The following is a 13,761-nucleotide window of genomic DNA, read 5'->3' as shown; positions in this document are numbered from 1 at the left end:
CCGGTCGCGGCGGGCCGTCGGCCAGAATGGGCCGGTGGCGAAGCGAACCCGCCGGCGGGCGGCCGACGGCCCCGACCGGCCCTGCCCCTGCGGCGCCGGCCAGCCGTACGCCGGATGTTGCGGGCGGCTGCACCGGGGCGAGGCGGAGGCGGCGACCGCCGAGGCGCTGATGCGCTCGCGGTACAGCGCCTTCGCCGTCGGCGACACCGCGTACCTGCTGCGCAGCTGGCACTCCTCGACCCGGCCGCGCCGGCTCGACCTCGACCCCGGCCAGCGCTGGACGGGCCTGGAGATCGTCGACACCGACCGGGGCGGGCTGTTCGACGCCATCGGCACCGTCGAGTTCCGGGCCCACCACCGCGCCGGCGGCCAGCCGGGGACGCAGACCGAGCGCAGCCGGTTCGTCCGCGAGGACGGCCGCTGGGTCTACCTCGACGCGCTGCCCGGCTGACGCCCGGTCGCGGCGCCGGGGCACCGCGACCGGGACGCGCTCAGCCGTTGGCGGCGACGCCGCTCGCCAGGCCGAGCCGGTCGACCGCCGCCGAGACGAGCTCCTCCGGCGTGAGCGACACGTCGAGCACCAGCACCGCCTCGTCCGGGTGGGGCCGTTCCAGGGTGGCCAGCTGCGATTCCAGCAGGCTCGCCGGCATGTAGTGCCCGGCGCGCCGGGCCATCCGCTCCCGGATCACCTCGGCCGGCCCGTCCAGGTGGACGAACTCGATGCTCGGCGGCCCCAGGCGCAGCACGTCGCGGTAGGACCGCCGCAGCGCCGAGCAGGCCAGCACCGTCGACACGCCCTCGGCGGCGCGGGCGGCCATCCAGCCGGCCAGCTCGCGCAGCCAGGGCAGGCGGGCGTCGTCGTCCAGCGGCACGCCGGCGCGCATCTGCGCCACGTGCTCCGGCGTGTGGAACTCGTCCGCCTCGGCGAAGGTCAGGCCGGTCGCGGCGGCGATGCCCAGGGCCACAGTGGTCTTGCCGGCCCCGGACACCCCCATCACGACGACGTGCCGCGTCGGGGCCGCGCCCTCACCAGTCATGGACCGTGCCGTCCTGGAGGCGGTTGAACGGCAGGTACGCCGGCACGTACGGGAACTTCGCGGCGGCCTCCTCGTCCAGTTCGACGCCGAGCCCGGGCTGCTCCCCCGGGTGCAGGTAGCCGTCGGTGAAGGTGAACGACTGCCGGAACACCTCGTTGGTGAGCGCCCCGTGCTGCATGTACTCCTGGATGCCGAAGTTGTGGATGGCCAGGTCCAGGTGCAGGGCGGCGGCCATGCCGACCGGCGAGATGTCGGTCGGGCCGTGGATGCCGGACTTGATCTGGTACTGGGCGGCGAAGTCGAGCAGCTTGCGCATGGCCGTGATGCCGCCGGTGTGGGTGACGGCGGAGCGGACGTAGTCGATGAGCTGCTCGCGGATGAGCGTCTGGTAGTCCCAGACGGTGTTGAAGACCTCGCCGATCGCCAGCGGCGTGGTGGTGTGCTGGCGGACCAGCCGCAGCGCCTCCTGGTTCTCCGCCGGGGTGCAGTCCTCCAGCCAGAACAGGTCGTACGGCTCCAGCGCCTTGCCGAGCTTGGCGGCCTGGATCGGCGTCATCCGGTGGTGGCCGTCGTGCAGCAGCGGCAGCTCCGGGCCGAACTCGTTGCGGACCGCCTCGAACACGCCGGGCAGGTGACGCAGGTAGGAGCGGGTGTCCCAGTCCTCCTCGGCCGGCAGCGGGGTGCGCTGCGCCGGCTCGTAGTCGTACCGCTTGCCGTCGGCGCTGGGCTGGGTGGCGACCCCGTAGACGGCGTTGATGCCCGGCACCGAGGTCTGCACCCGGATCGAGCGGTAGCCCTGTTCGAGGTGCCGGCGGATCGAGTCGAACAGCTCCGGCAGGTCCCGGCCGGAGGCGTGGCCGTAGGCCATGATGCCGGTGCGCGACGCCCCGCCCAGCAGCTGGTACAGCGGCATGCCGGCGGCCTTGGCCTTGATGTCCCACAGGGCCACGTCGACCGCCGCGATGGCGGCCATGGTGACCGGCCCGCGACGCCAGTACGCCGAGCGGTAGAGGAACTGCCAGGCGTCCTCGATGCGGTGCGCGTTCCGGCCGATCAGCAGCGGCACGACGTGGTCGCGCAGGTACGAGGCGACCGAGAGTTCCCGTCCGTTGAGGGTGCCGTCGCCCAGGCCGGTGACGCCGTCCTCCGTGGTGATCTTCAGGGTGACGAAGTTGCGGTCGGGGCTGGAGACGATGACGTCAGCGGCGACGATCTTCACGGGGTGCCTTTCTTTTCGGGGTGCTCGGCGGCTAGCGGAGGACGTCTCCGGCCTCGTGGCCGTCGAGGAGGGACAGTTCGGCGCGGCGCGGCAGCCCTTCCCAGTCGCCGGGGCTGGAGACCGCGAAGGCGCCGAGGGTGGCCGCGCGGCGCAGCCGCCCGGCCAGGTCGAGCCCGTCGAACCAGCCGGACAGGTAGCCGGCGGTGAACGCGTCCCCGGCGCCGACGGCGTCGACGGCGGTCACGGTCAGCGCCTCGGCGTGCCGGACCCCGTCGCGGGTGTGCGCGCGGGCGCCGTCGGAGCCCAGCTTGACCAGGACCGTGTCCACGCCCCGCCGCAGCAGGTCCGCCACGACGGTGGACTCGTCGGCCCCGGGGTCGCCGACGAGGTCCAGTTCGTCGGCGGAGGCGACGACGATCGAGGCGTGCCCCGCCAGCGGGGTGAGCACCTCGCGGGCGGTGTCGCGGGACCAGAGGCGGTCGCGGTGGTTGACGTCGAGGCAGACCGGGATGCGCGCGGCGACGGCGGCCTCGGCCGCCCACCGGGTGGCCGCGCGGGCGGTGTCGGACAGCGCCGGGGTGATCCCGCTCAGGTGCAGCACCCGCGCGCCGGCGGCCAGCGGCGCCCGCAGGTCGTCGACGTCGAGGGCGGAGCCGGCCGATCCGGCCCGGTGGTACCGCACCCGGGTCAGGTCGGCGGTGCGCCGCTCCAGGAACATCAGCCCGGTCGGCCGGTCCGGGTCCCGGGTCACGCCGTCGACGGCGACGCCCTCGGCGCGCAGCTGCCGCAGCACGTACTCGCCGAACTCGTCCGCGCCGACCCGGCCGACCCAGGCGGCGCGGTGGCCCAGCCGGGCCACCGCGACGGCCACGTTGGACTCGGCGCCGGCCAGGTGCATGGTCAGCGGCCCCCCGGCGGCGAGCGGGCCGGCCGAGCGCAGCGACACCAGCGCCTCGCCGACGGTGAGCAGGTCCGGTGCGGTCATGATCCGGCCGACTCCCGCACGGCGGCGAGGTAGGTGCGCGCCCGCGCCCGCAGGGCGTCCAGGTCGCCGCCGGAGGCGGCGTCGCCGACCAGGGGACCGCCGAGGCCGACCGCGATCGCGCCGGCGCGGAGGTAGCCGGGCACGTCGTCCAGGCCGACGCCGCCGACCGCGACGAACGGGATGTCCGGGAAGGGGTCGCGCACCGCTCTGAGGTACGCGGGCCCGCCGACCGACGCCGGGAAGAGCTTGACCGCCGACGCCCCCATCCGCACCGCGGTGTACGCCTCGGTCGGGGTGAGCGCCCCGGCGGCGACCGGGAGGCCGCGGCGCGCCGCCTCGGCGATCGACTCCACCACGGCCGGCGTCACCACGAACTGCGCGCCCGCGGCGGCCACGTCCGCGACGTCGGCGGTGGTGAGCACCGTGCCGGCCCCGACCAGCGCCCCGGCGGGAGCCGCCGCGCGCAGCGCCTCGATCGCCCGGACGGCGTCCGGCGTGGTGAGGGCCACCTCGACGACGCGTACGCCCTCCTGGAGCAGCGCGGTGCCGGCGGCGATCGCGGCGGCGGTGTCGGTGCCGCGGATGATCGCGAGGATGCGGGCGGCGGTGAGGTCGGCGGTGAGGTTGACGGTCATGTGATCACCATTCCGCGTAGGAGCCGTCGCGGTGCCGCCACGTGGGGCTGCGCCACGCGTGTCCGCGCTTGTCCGCCGCGCGTACGGCGGGTTCGTCGATCTCGATGCCGAGGCCGGGTGCCGTGAGCCGCTCGACGTACCCGTCGACGAACGTCAGCGGGGTCTTGTCGAGGCAGTAGTCGAGCACCTCAGCGCCGAGGTTGTAGTGGATGCCGATGCTCTGTTCCTGGATCAGGTAGTTGGGCGTGGCGAAGCCGACCTGGAGGCAGGCGGCGAGCGCGATCGGCCCGAGCGGGCAGTGCGGGGCGAGCTGCACGTCGTACACCTCGGCCAGCGCGGCGATCTTGCGGACCTCGGTGATGCCGCCGGCGTGCGAGAGGTCCGGCTGGGCGACGGCGATGCCGGCCTGGAGCACCGGCAGGAACTCCTGCCGGTTGTAGAGCCGCTCCCCCGTCGACACCGGCGTGGTGGTGGAGCGGACGAACTCGCCGATGAGGTGCGAGTTCTCCGGCACCACCGGCTCCTCCAGGAAGAACGGCCGGTACGGCTCGAGCAGCGGGGCGACCCGGCGGGCGGTGGCGAGGGTGAACCGGCCGTGGAAGTCGACCGCCACGTCCCGCTCGTCGCCGAGCACCTCGCGGGCGGCGGCCACCCGCTGCACCACGCCGTCGATCTCGGCGACGGACGCGACGGCGCTCATCCGGCCCGAGGCGTTCATCTTCACGGCGGTCAGGCCCGTGGCGACGGCGGCGGCGATCTGGTCGCGTACCTCGCTGGGCTCGTCGCCGCCGACCCAGCCGTAGACCCGGATCCGGTCCCGGACCGGACCGCCGAGCAGCTGGTGCACCGGCGCGCCGAAGTGCTTGCCGGCGATGTCCCACAGCGCCTGGTCGAGCCCGGCGACGGCGCTGGCCAGGATCGGCCCGCCCCGGTAGAACGAGCCCTTGGTCATGACCTGCCAGTGGTCCTCGATCCGCAGCGCGTCCCGGCCGACGAGCAGTTCGCTGAGCTGCTCGACGGCGGTGCGGACGGTCTCGGACCGGCCCTCGCAGGTCGCCTCGCCCCAGCCGACGATCCCGGAGGACGTCTCGACCCGGACGAACAGCCAGCGCGGCGCGACGAGGAAGGTCTCCACCCGTTCGATCGTGGTCATGGTGTCCTCAGCCCTTCGTGGCGCCGGCGGTGAGGCCGGAGACGACGTACTTCTGCACGAACAGGGCGATCAGCATGATCGGCAGGGTGACCACGGTGGCCGCCGCCATCAGGCCGCCCCAGTCGATGCTGGCGTAGCCCACGAAGTCGAAGATCGCCACCGGGAGCGTCTTGGTGTCGGCCCCGGAGAGCACGAGGGCGAACATGAAGTTGTTCCAGGAGAAGATGAACGACAGGATGCCGGCGGTGGCGATGCCGGGCACCGACAGCGGCAGGGTGATCCGCCGGAACGCCCCGATGTGGGTGAGCCCGTCGACGAGCGCCGCCTCCTCCAGCTCGGTCGGCAGGCCGTCGAAGTAGCCCATCATGATGTAGACGATCAGCGGCAGCGACACGAACATGTGGCTGAGGATCAGCACGGTGAACCCGCCGACCATCTGCAGGTTCGAGAAGACGTAGTACCAGGGCACCAGCAGCGAGACGCCGGGGATGACCCGGGCCATGAGCACGACGAGCGCGGACTTCTTCATGTTGAAGCGGCTCATCGAGTACGCGGCGGGCACGCCGAGCAGGAGCGACAGCACCGTGGCGGCGAGCGCCACCCAGAGGCTGTTGCCGATGAACTGGACGTAGTTCGCCTGCTGCAGGACGTTGCTGTAGTTGTCCAGCGTCGGGGAGAAGACGAACGCCTTCTCGGTGTCGTAGATGTCGACGTTCGTCTTCAACGAGGCGGCGACCATCCAGACCAGCGGCGCGATCAGTGACAGCACCACGAGGACGAGGGCCACCGCCCGGAAGATCTTGTACGGCCTGCGCAGCTTCATCGGTCCATGCCCTTCTTGCGGTAGGTCAGGGCCCACATCACCCCGATGATGATCAGGAAGAAGATGATGAGGACGGTCGATGAGACGCCGTAGTCGTTGTAGTCGAAGCTGAGCCCGTAGGCGTACACGTTCAGGGTCTCCACCTCGTGGAACGACCCGCCGCCGCGCCCCTTGGTGGCGTAGAGGATGTCGAAGGTCTTCAGGGCGTCGATGCCGCGCAGCAGGATCGCGACGATCACGGTGGGCATCAGCAGCGGCAGGGTGACGTGCCGGAACCGCTGCCAGGTGCTGGCGCCGTCGATCAGCGCCGCCTCCTGCGGCTCGTCGGAGAGCGACGTCAGGCCGGCGAGCAGGATCAGCACGACCATCGGCGTCCACTGCCAGATGTCGATGAACATCGTCGTCGGCAGGGCCGAGCCCTGCCCGGAGAGCCAGGGCTGGGGGCCGATACCGACCCAGCCGAGCACCTGGTTCGCCATCCCGATGTTGGGATCGAAGATCAGCCGCCACATCATGCCGACCGCGACCGGGGTGGCCACCAGCGGCAGGAGGATCGCGACCCGGACCCACTTCTCACCGCGGAACGGCCGCCACAGCAGCAGGGCGATCGCCATGCCGAGGACGACCTCGAAGAAGAGCACGACGCCGGTGAAGAGCGCGGTGCGCCACACGGCCGGCCAGAACCGGTCGGTGTCGCCGAGCACGTCGAGGTAGTTCTGGAAGCCGATGAACTCGCTCTCGGCGCGGACCGAGCCCTCGGCGTCGGTCAGGCTGAGGTACCCGGTCCACGCCACCGGGAAGACGATCAGCACGGCGACGAACAACATGGCGGGCGCCGCGAAGAGCCACTTGCGGTGCTCGTTGGCCCAGCGCGACCAGGCCGAGGTCTCCGGGGACGCCGGACGCGCCTCGGGCGATCTTTTGACTGGTGTGGTGACGGTCGACATGGGGTCTCCGGATGGGTCAGGGCCAGCGTCCCGACGCGGGGTGGCGGAGCCGGTCGGCTCCGCCACCTGCGCTTCGGGCTACTTCGCCTCGTCGTCGAGGAACTTCTGGAACGCCTCGTTGGCCGCGTCCGCCGAGGCGGCCGCGTCCTTGCCGGTGATCGCGTCGACGATCGGCTGACCGACGATCTCCCGCGCCTGGGCGACCTTCTCGACCAGCGGCCGGTCGTGGCCCACGCCGTTGGCGGTGCTGACCGTGGTGGCCTCGGCGAGGTCCTTCGGGTAGGTCGCCGCGCCCTCCGGGTTGTTCCAGACGGAGGTACGGGCGCTGGGCACGCCGGCCTTCTGCTGCGCCAGCGCCTGCTCCTTGCCGGCCGCCCACTGGATGAACTTCCAGGCGTTGTCCTGGTTCTTCGACGCCTCGTTCACGCCGAGCGCCCAGGACGGGATGTTGTACGGCTTCGAGCCGGCCGGGCCGGCCGGGAAGGCCGCGAACCCGACGGTCTCGGAGACCTTCGACTTGGCCGGGTCGGTGGCGTTCTTGTAGAGCGAGTTGGCCTCGGTGTAGAAGGCCGCCTTGCCCTGAGTGAAGATCGCCATCGCCTCGGACCAGCTCATGTCGGTGCTGATGTTCTCCGGGCCGTGCTCCCGCAGCAGTCCGCCGTAGTAGGCGTACGCCTGCTTGGCCGGCTCGCTGTTGATCGAGGCCTTGCCGCTGCCGTCGACGAAGTCGCCGCCGAAGCTGTAGAGGAAGCTGGAGAACTGGGTGACGGCGGCGGCCTTGCCGGTGCGGGACACGAAGCCCGCGACGCCCGGGTTGTCCGCCTCGACCTTCGCCGCCTGCGCCTTGAGCTCGTCGAGGGTCTTGGGCGGGGCGGTGAAGCCGGACTTCTCCAGCAGGTCCTTGCGGTAGTAGAGGACCTCCTGCTCGGTGATGATCGGCACGCCGACCACCTTGTCCTCGTACGTGGTCGCCTGCACCGGTCCGGACTGGAAGTCACCGATCTCGAACGCGCTGTCCGACTTGCTCTTGTCGGTCAGGTCGGCGAGGTACTTGTTCTTGGCGAACAGCCTCCCCTCCTGCAGCGGCCGGTACATCATCACGTCCAGGTCCGTGGACCCGGCGTTCAGCTTGACGTTGTACTGGTCGGAGAGCTGGTCCTCACCGAGCTGGGTGACCTCCACCTTCAGGCCCGACTGCTTCTCGAACTCCGGCAGCGCCTTCTTGATGTTCTCCGTCCAGACGTGGTTCACCAGCGTCACGCGAACGGTGTTCGAGCCGCCGGCGTCGTCCCCGCCGCCACCACAGGCGGACAGGCCGAGGGCGACGACCATCGCCAGGGAAGACCCGATAACTGATCGACGTCTCACGTCCATCTCTCCTTATGCCGTGGCCGTGGCCGCCGCCCGGACGGGTGGGCCGCCACCTCGCGGTTTACATCCGCTTAACATCGGGATGCTAGGCCGAAAAAGCAGATTTATACAAGGGGTAGACCTAACTGATATGCTCCGTCGCGTGGAATCGACCTCTCCGGGGGCTGTGGCCGCCCAGCTCGCCCCTGTCGAGGCTGGCCTGCACGCACGCGTCCTCGACCGCCTCGGCACGGCCATCTGCGACGGCGAACTCGCACCCGGGTCGGTCCTCAACATCGACGACCTGGTCGACCGCTACGCCGTGTCCCGCTCGGTCGTCCGCGAGGTGCTGCGCGTGCTCGCCTCAATCGGGTTCATCGAGACCCGTCGCCGCGTCGGGGTCATGATCCGGCCGTCGGAGGACTGGAACGTCTTCGATCCGCAGGTGATCCGCTGGCGACTCGCCTCGGCCGGCCGCATCGTCCAGCTCCGCTCGATCACCGAGCTGCGGACCGCCGTCGAGCCGCACGCCGCCTGGCTGGCCGCCAGCCGGGTCGGCCACGACGCCGCGAGCGACCTGGTCGGGCTCGCGGCGAAGATGTGGGCCGCCGGCAAGGCCGGCGACGAGGAGCGCTTCCTCCAGCTCGACATAGAATTCCACCGCCGGATCCTGGTCGCCTCGGGCAACGAGATGTTCGTCCGGCTACAGGACCTGATCGCGGAGGTGCTCACCGGCCGGCACCAGCACCACCTGATGCCGCACCACCCGCACGAGCAGGCCCTGCAGTTGCACGCCGAGGTGGCCCAGGCAATCCAGCGGCGCGACGGCGAGCGCGCCCGGCGGGCGATGGTGCAGCTCATGGAGCAGGCCTTCGACGAGATGAGCTCGATCTGGGAGCAGACCGGCGAGACCGCCGACGCCTGACCGCGCACCCGCCGACTCCCGCCCCACCCCACGGTCCCGCCGTCGCGGCGCTGCTGCGCGACCGCACCGGCCGCGGTTGGAACGAGTGGTTCGCCCTCCTCGACGCCTGGGGCGCCACCGGGCGTACGCACACCGAGATCGCCCGCTGGCTGGTCGCCACGCACGAGGTGTCGGGCTGGTGGGCGCAGAGCGTCACCGTCGGCTACGAGCAGACGCGCGGCCTGCGCGCGCCCGGGCAGCGGCGCGGGGGTGGCTTCTCCGCCGCCGGCAGTCGGACGGTCGGCGTACCGGTGCAGCGGCTCTTCGACGCCTTCGCCGACGACGCGCTGCGCCAGCGGTGGCTGCCCGACACGGTGGTCCGCGTCCGCACGGCCACCCCGGCGCGGACGTTCCGGGCCGACTGGGGTGACGGGCCGACCCGGATCGTGGTGGGCTTCGCGGCCGTCGGCGCGGCAAAGTCGCGCGTGTCCGTGCAGCACGAGAAGTTGACCGGGGCGGCACAGGCGGCGGAGCTGAAGGCGTACTGGCGCGACCGGCTGGCCGCGCTCAAGGCGTTGCTGGAGGAGGAGCGATGAGCTGACCGGCGACGGGCCCGGCGGCGGTCGCACGGACCGCCGCCGGGCCCTGGTCAGCCGGTGTGCCCGGCGCTCGCCCGCTCCGGCCGGCGGCGGGCCGGCCGGCCGACGCGGGTCGCCAGGAGCAGCGCCACGATCAGGTACGGCACCGCGGCCACCGCGAACGCGACCCCGTTGCCGGCCCCGGTGGCGAGCAGGCCGTACGCGGCGTAGACCGCGATGATCGTGACGTCGGTGGCCATCCCTGCCAGCGAGGTGACGGTGGCCCGGCTGCCCCCGGTGATCCGGGCCTGCAACCGCGCGTCGGCGAGCACGGTGGCGAGCTGGAAGCCGCAGAACGCAACCGCGACCAGCGCGAAGCCGGCCGGCCGGGCGGACAGCGCCCCCGCGGCCAGGGCCACGGCCGACAGCGCCAGCAGGCCGGCGTACCCCCGGGCGGTCAGCCGCTCCCCCGCCGGGGCCAGCAGACCACCCACGGCCACCCCGATCCAGGTGAGCAGGAGTAGCAGCGGCACGGTCGCCTCGCCGACGCCGGTGTCGCGGGCCAGCAGCGGGGTGTACTCGTCCAGGGCGCCCCAGACCGCCGCGACGACCGCGGCCAGCAGCACCGCCGCGCGGACGGCCCGGTCGGCGCGGACCTCGGCCAACCCGGCGCGCAGGCTCGCCCACCAGCCGAGGTCCTCGTCGTCGTCGGGCCCGGTCCGGTCCGGCCCCGCCTCGGCCACCGCGTCGGCGGGTGCCGCGTCGGGCGCGGCCTTGGCGGGCGCGGGCCCGCGGTGCTCCGGGAAGCGGGTGGCGACGGCGGCGGCGAGCAGACAGGCCAGCACGCTCGCCGCACCGATGGCCGGGTAGCCGCCGACGGCGAACACGGGGCCGGCCAGCAGGATCGAGGTGAGGACGGCGAGCGTCTCGGCCGTCTTCGCCCGGCCGATGACGCGGGCGTAGCGACCGGCGGCGCCGAGGCGGTCGAGTTCGGTGAAGACCAGCGCCTCCAGCGCGCCCGAGGCGAGCGCCCCGGCGGCGCCCCAGAGCACGAAGCCGACGGCGAAGGCGGGGTACGAGGGCACGAGCACCCAGAGGGCGAAACCGGCGGCGGCGACCACCGGCGCGAGGCTGAGCAGCAGCCGCCGGGAGAACGCGTCGGCGAACGCGCCGGAGGGCACCTCCAGGAGGATGCTGGCGGCCGACCAGATCACGAACAGCGACGAGATCTGCCACACCGACAGGCCGGTGTCGCTGAACAGCAGCGCGTACAGCGGATAGAGCAGGACGAGTTCGCTGAGGAACGCGTACCCGTAGAGGGTGGCCGCCAGCCGGCGGACGCGCGCGTCGGACACGCGCGGAGGGTGGACAGTCATGGGACCTTCCTGTGGGGACGAAGCGGACGCCGGACGAACGGCGACCGCGGCGGCCCACGGCAGTGGCCCCTAGCGGTGGATCAACATCGCCACGTCATGTCGGCGATAGTAGCCGGACCGGCCCGGGCGGTCACGCCCTTCGCCGGACACACGCCGGGGTGGGATCCGATGCGGATCCCACCCCGGCGGCGGTGTGCTCAGCGGCGGCGCTGCTCGCCGTCCAGCGGCGGGATGACCACGGTGGCCTCGCTGTCCTCGCGGGCCGGGACGGTGGCGCCACCCGAGGTGACCTGGGTGGCGTCCGGGTCGCCCTGCCGCGGCACCGGCACGGTCGGGTCGGCGTCGACGCGCGGGCCGGAGACCACCTGGGTGGCGTCCGGGTCCGCGTCGACGCGCGGGCCGGGAACCACCTGCGTGGCGTCCGGGTCACCGCCGCCCACCGGGCCGCCGTGCGTGGCCCGCGCCGCGAGGTGGGCCTCGCTGTCGCGGCGTCCGGCCTGGTAGGCGCGGGCGTGCGTGGCGATCAGCTGCGACTCCCGCTCGGCCCGGCTCAGCCACGACTCCCAGCGGCTCTGCATGGGACGGACCAGCCCGCCGCCCACCCCGACGACGAGGATGCCGCCGACGGTGGCCAGCACCGCGACCAGCACCGGAGTGGTGACCGCGGTGGCCACGCCGATCTGGTTGAGCGCGGCGATGACGCCCAGGCCGAGGATGAACACGGAGGCGATGGTGGCCAGGATCCGGCCGTACGACAGCCCGCCCAGGGCGCCGCTGATGATGTCCTTCACCGCGTTGGCGATGGCCGCGGCGACCACGACGATGACGATCGCGACGAAGGCGCGGGGCAGCCAGGCGATCACGCCCGCGATCAGATCGGAGATCGGGTTCGGGCCCCAGATGCCGAAGGCCAGCTGGAGGGTCACCAGCAGCACCCCGTAGTAGGCGAGCTTGGCGACGATGTCACTGGCGTCGTACCGGGAGCGGGCCAGGGCCCGACGGATCCCGCCGCGTTCCACGGCACGGTCGAAGCCGACCCGCTCCAGCACCTTGTCCACGATCTTGAGCACGGCCTTGGCGATCAGCCAGCCGGCCACCAGGATCGCCACGAAGGCGACGGCCTTGGGCAGGAACAGCATCACCGACCGGAGGGCGTCCCCCACCGCGTCGCCGAAGTTGTCTCTCATCGGAAATCCTCCACACGGCATCCGGGTTCGTCCGGCCCGACCTACCCCCGGCGGCGATCGGGGAAACACCCGGTCAGCGCCGCCGGCAGTCGTAGGACACCGGGGTCTGGGCCTGCACCGGGGCCGGTGAGGTGATGTTGACCGTGGCCGTCTCGGTCGTGGTGCCCACGCCGCTGAAGGCCCAGCGCAGCGTCAACTCGACGGTGCGCTGGCCGCGCCCGACCCGCTCGGTCAGCAGGCTTCCGGGCGCGCTGCCGGTGCGCAGCCACTGGTAGCGGAGCTCCCCCGCCCGGCCGTTGGTCGACACCGTCGCCACCACGTCGACGGTGACGTCGCACCGGTCGCCCGCCGGCCGGGGAACCGCCACGGTCACCCCGGCCACCTCCAGCGGGCTGATCCGCTGCCAGAGATAGAGGCCGACGGCGGCGAGCAGCGCGACGGTCAGGAGCGTGGAGAGCACCGAGGTCACCGTCCGCCACGCCGACCGCCGCTGCGGCGGTGTCGGGGCGGGCCACGGGGGCGCCGGCGGCGGGGTCGTCGGCACGCCCGGCCCGAACCGCACCTCCCCGCCCGGCGCAGCGGCGGAGCCCCCCGTGGGGCCGCCGAAGAACGTCCCCGGGCCGGGCCCGGTACCGGTCACCCACCCGGCTCCCCCGGCCGTCGCCGCGGTGGTCCGCTCCCCCGGTGCGGGCTGCGCCACCGGCCACGGCCCGGACCGCCCGCCCACGGTGCGCTGCGGCATCGTCGGCCCGCCGTGGGCCAGGTGCACGGTCGCCTCGTCGCGGGCCAGGCGCGCCGTCGGCTCCCCGGCCGCGAGGTGGGTGGTCGGCTCCCCGGCCGCCAGATGCACGGTCGCGTCACCCGAGGCCAGACGCGCGGTCGGCTCGGTCGCCGCCAGGTACACGGTCGCGTCGCGCGACGGCAGGTGCGCGGTGGGCTCGGCCGGCGGCTGCGGCTGGTGGGCGTCGAGGCGGGCGGTCGCGGCGTCGCCGTCCGGCTGCCGGTGGGTGGGCAGCGCCTCGGTGGGGTCGTTCGGCTGGGTCACGGCGGCCCGCCCTCCGTCGTCGTGGTCGGCATCCGGTGTCCGGGCTCAGCCCGGGGTGCAGAACGGGTACAGGGTCACGTGGACCGGCGAGCCCTCGGGCGAGGCGTTGCCGGCCTCGTCCACGGCGACGACCTGGACCGGGATCCGGGTGCTGGCCGTCGGCCGGGGCAGGTCGCCCAGGACGCCCCGGAACGACCCGCGCCCACCGGACGTCATGGCCACCTCGCTGGTGCGGCCGTCCAGGGTGTACCGGAAGCTCACCCTCAGCTTCCCGGCCGCCGTACGGTCGTCGGAGACGACGGCGGAGATCGTGCTGGACGTCGGCCCGTACGGGCAGCCCCCGGGTTCGAGTTCGGCCGGGGCGGCCGCGACCCGGCCGACGGAGGGCGCGACGGTGTCCGCCGGCGCGGCGCTGGTGCTGGTCGACGCGGTCGGCCCGCCACCCTGACAGTGCGAGTGCCCCCATGGTCACGAGGGCAGCGAGCAGCGCCGGCCACACCGTCCCGAGTAGGTCGAGCAGCG

At 73.2% G+C, this 13,761-nt stretch carries 15 protein-coding genes and 1 pseudogene; 4 read left to right on the top strand and 12 right to left on the bottom strand.

What is annotated here, in order from left to right; genetic code table 11:
* Positions 1-34: 34 nt before the first annotated feature.
* The gene (locus AB0G13_RS30480; protein ID WP_357881760.1) at positions 35-451 is read left to right on the top strand and encodes a YchJ family metal-binding protein; all 417 of its coding nucleotides are present in this window, start codon (positions 35-37) and stop codon (positions 449-451) included.
* A gap of 40 nt (positions 452-491) precedes the next feature.
* Here the strand turns inward: AB0G13_RS30480 and AB0G13_RS30475 are convergent, their stop codons facing one another.
* The 8 genes and pseudogenes from AB0G13_RS30475 to AB0G13_RS30440 form a co-directional block, all read right to left on the bottom strand.
* Positions 492-1,037 (bottom strand): gluconokinase, encoded by a 546-nt coding sequence (locus AB0G13_RS30475; protein ID WP_357881757.1) that lies wholly within the window; start codon positions 1,035-1,037, stop codon positions 492-494.
* Positions 1,027-2,271, bottom strand: a pseudogene (manD, locus tag AB0G13_RS30470) (D-mannonate dehydratase ManD); the annotation flags it as partial. The gene AB0G13_RS30475 and the pseudogene manD, both read right to left, overlap by 11 nt.
* A gap of 16 nt (positions 2,272-2,287) precedes the next feature.
* Positions 2,288-3,241 (bottom strand): sugar kinase, encoded by a 954-nt coding sequence (locus tag AB0G13_RS30465; protein ID WP_357881753.1) that lies wholly within the window; start codon positions 3,239-3,241, stop codon positions 2,288-2,290.
* A complete protein-coding gene (locus tag AB0G13_RS30460; RefSeq protein WP_357881750.1) occupies positions 3,238-3,876 on the bottom strand; it encodes a bifunctional 4-hydroxy-2-oxoglutarate aldolase/2-dehydro-3-deoxy-phosphogluconate aldolase in 639 nt (212 codons plus the stop codon). The genes AB0G13_RS30465 and AB0G13_RS30460 overlap by 4 nt, the downstream gene beginning before the upstream one ends.
* Positions 3,877-3,880: 4 nt before the next feature.
* Positions 3,881-5,029, bottom strand: a complete 1,149-nt coding sequence (gene dgoD / locus AB0G13_RS30455; protein ID WP_357881746.1) for a galactonate dehydratase — start codon at positions 5,027-5,029, stop codon at positions 3,881-3,883.
* 7 nt (positions 5,030-5,036) lie between these two features.
* Positions 5,037-5,852 (bottom strand): carbohydrate ABC transporter permease, encoded by an 816-nt coding sequence (locus AB0G13_RS30450; RefSeq protein ID WP_357881743.1) that lies wholly within the window; start codon positions 5,850-5,852, stop codon positions 5,037-5,039.
* The gene (locus AB0G13_RS30445) at positions 5,849-6,799 is read right to left on the bottom strand and encodes a sugar ABC transporter permease (protein WP_357881740.1); all 951 of its coding nucleotides are present in this window, start codon (positions 6,797-6,799) and stop codon (positions 5,849-5,851) included. The genes AB0G13_RS30450 and AB0G13_RS30445 overlap by 4 nt, the downstream gene beginning before the upstream one ends.
* 78 nt (positions 6,800-6,877) lie before the next feature.
* Positions 6,878-8,167, bottom strand: coding sequence for a sugar ABC transporter substrate-binding protein (locus AB0G13_RS30440; protein WP_357881737.1), 1,290 nt, complete (start codon positions 8,165-8,167; stop codon positions 6,878-6,880).
* A gap of 145 nt (positions 8,168-8,312) precedes the next feature.
* Between AB0G13_RS30440 and AB0G13_RS30435 the strand changes: the two genes are divergently transcribed.
* Together AB0G13_RS30435 and AB0G13_RS30430 are read left to right on the top strand one after the other, a co-directional pair.
* Positions 8,313-9,074, top strand: coding sequence for a FadR/GntR family transcriptional regulator (locus tag AB0G13_RS30435; RefSeq protein WP_357881733.1), 762 nt, complete (start codon positions 8,313-8,315; stop codon positions 9,072-9,074).
* 167 nt (positions 9,075-9,241) lie between these two features.
* Positions 9,242-9,649 (top strand): hypothetical protein, encoded by a 408-nt coding sequence (locus tag AB0G13_RS30430; RefSeq protein WP_357881730.1) that lies wholly within the window; start codon positions 9,242-9,244, stop codon positions 9,647-9,649.
* A 53-nt stretch (positions 9,650-9,702) separates the two neighbouring features.
* On the opposite strand, the gene AB0G13_RS30425 is transcribed toward AB0G13_RS30430, so the two are convergent.
* From AB0G13_RS30425 to AB0G13_RS30410, 4 genes are all read right to left on the bottom strand, one after another.
* A complete protein-coding gene (locus AB0G13_RS30425) occupies positions 9,703-11,007 on the bottom strand; it encodes an MFS transporter (RefSeq protein ID WP_357881727.1) in 1,305 nt (434 codons plus the stop codon).
* Positions 11,008-11,204: 197 nt separating this feature from the next.
* Complete coding sequence (locus tag AB0G13_RS30420) at positions 11,205-12,194, bottom strand: hypothetical protein (RefSeq protein ID WP_357881724.1); 990 nt, start codon at positions 12,192-12,194, stop codon at positions 11,205-11,207.
* A 73-nt stretch (positions 12,195-12,267) separates the two neighbouring features.
* Complete coding sequence (locus tag AB0G13_RS30415) at positions 12,268-13,239, bottom strand: hypothetical protein (protein ID WP_357881721.1); 972 nt, start codon at positions 13,237-13,239, stop codon at positions 12,268-12,270.
* 45 nt (positions 13,240-13,284) lie between these two features.
* A complete protein-coding gene (locus AB0G13_RS30410; RefSeq protein ID WP_357881718.1) occupies positions 13,285-13,500 on the bottom strand; it encodes a hypothetical protein in 216 nt (71 codons plus the stop codon).
* On the opposite strand from AB0G13_RS30410, the gene AB0G13_RS30405 reads away from it, so the two are divergent.
* Positions 13,484-13,687, top strand: coding sequence for a hypothetical protein (locus AB0G13_RS30405; protein ID WP_357881715.1), 204 nt, complete (start codon positions 13,484-13,486; stop codon positions 13,685-13,687). The two genes, AB0G13_RS30410 and AB0G13_RS30405, sit on opposite strands and share 17 nt — an antisense overlap.
* The last annotated feature ends 74 nt before the right edge of the window (positions 13,688-13,761 follow it).

Origin of the sequence: Micromonospora sp. NPDC023633 (genome assembly GCF_040640035.1) — a bacterium.
Taxonomy (GTDB): domain Bacteria; phylum Actinomycetota; class Actinomycetes; order Mycobacteriales; family Micromonosporaceae; genus Micromonospora.
This window is presented reverse-complemented; position numbering and strand designations above follow the sequence as displayed.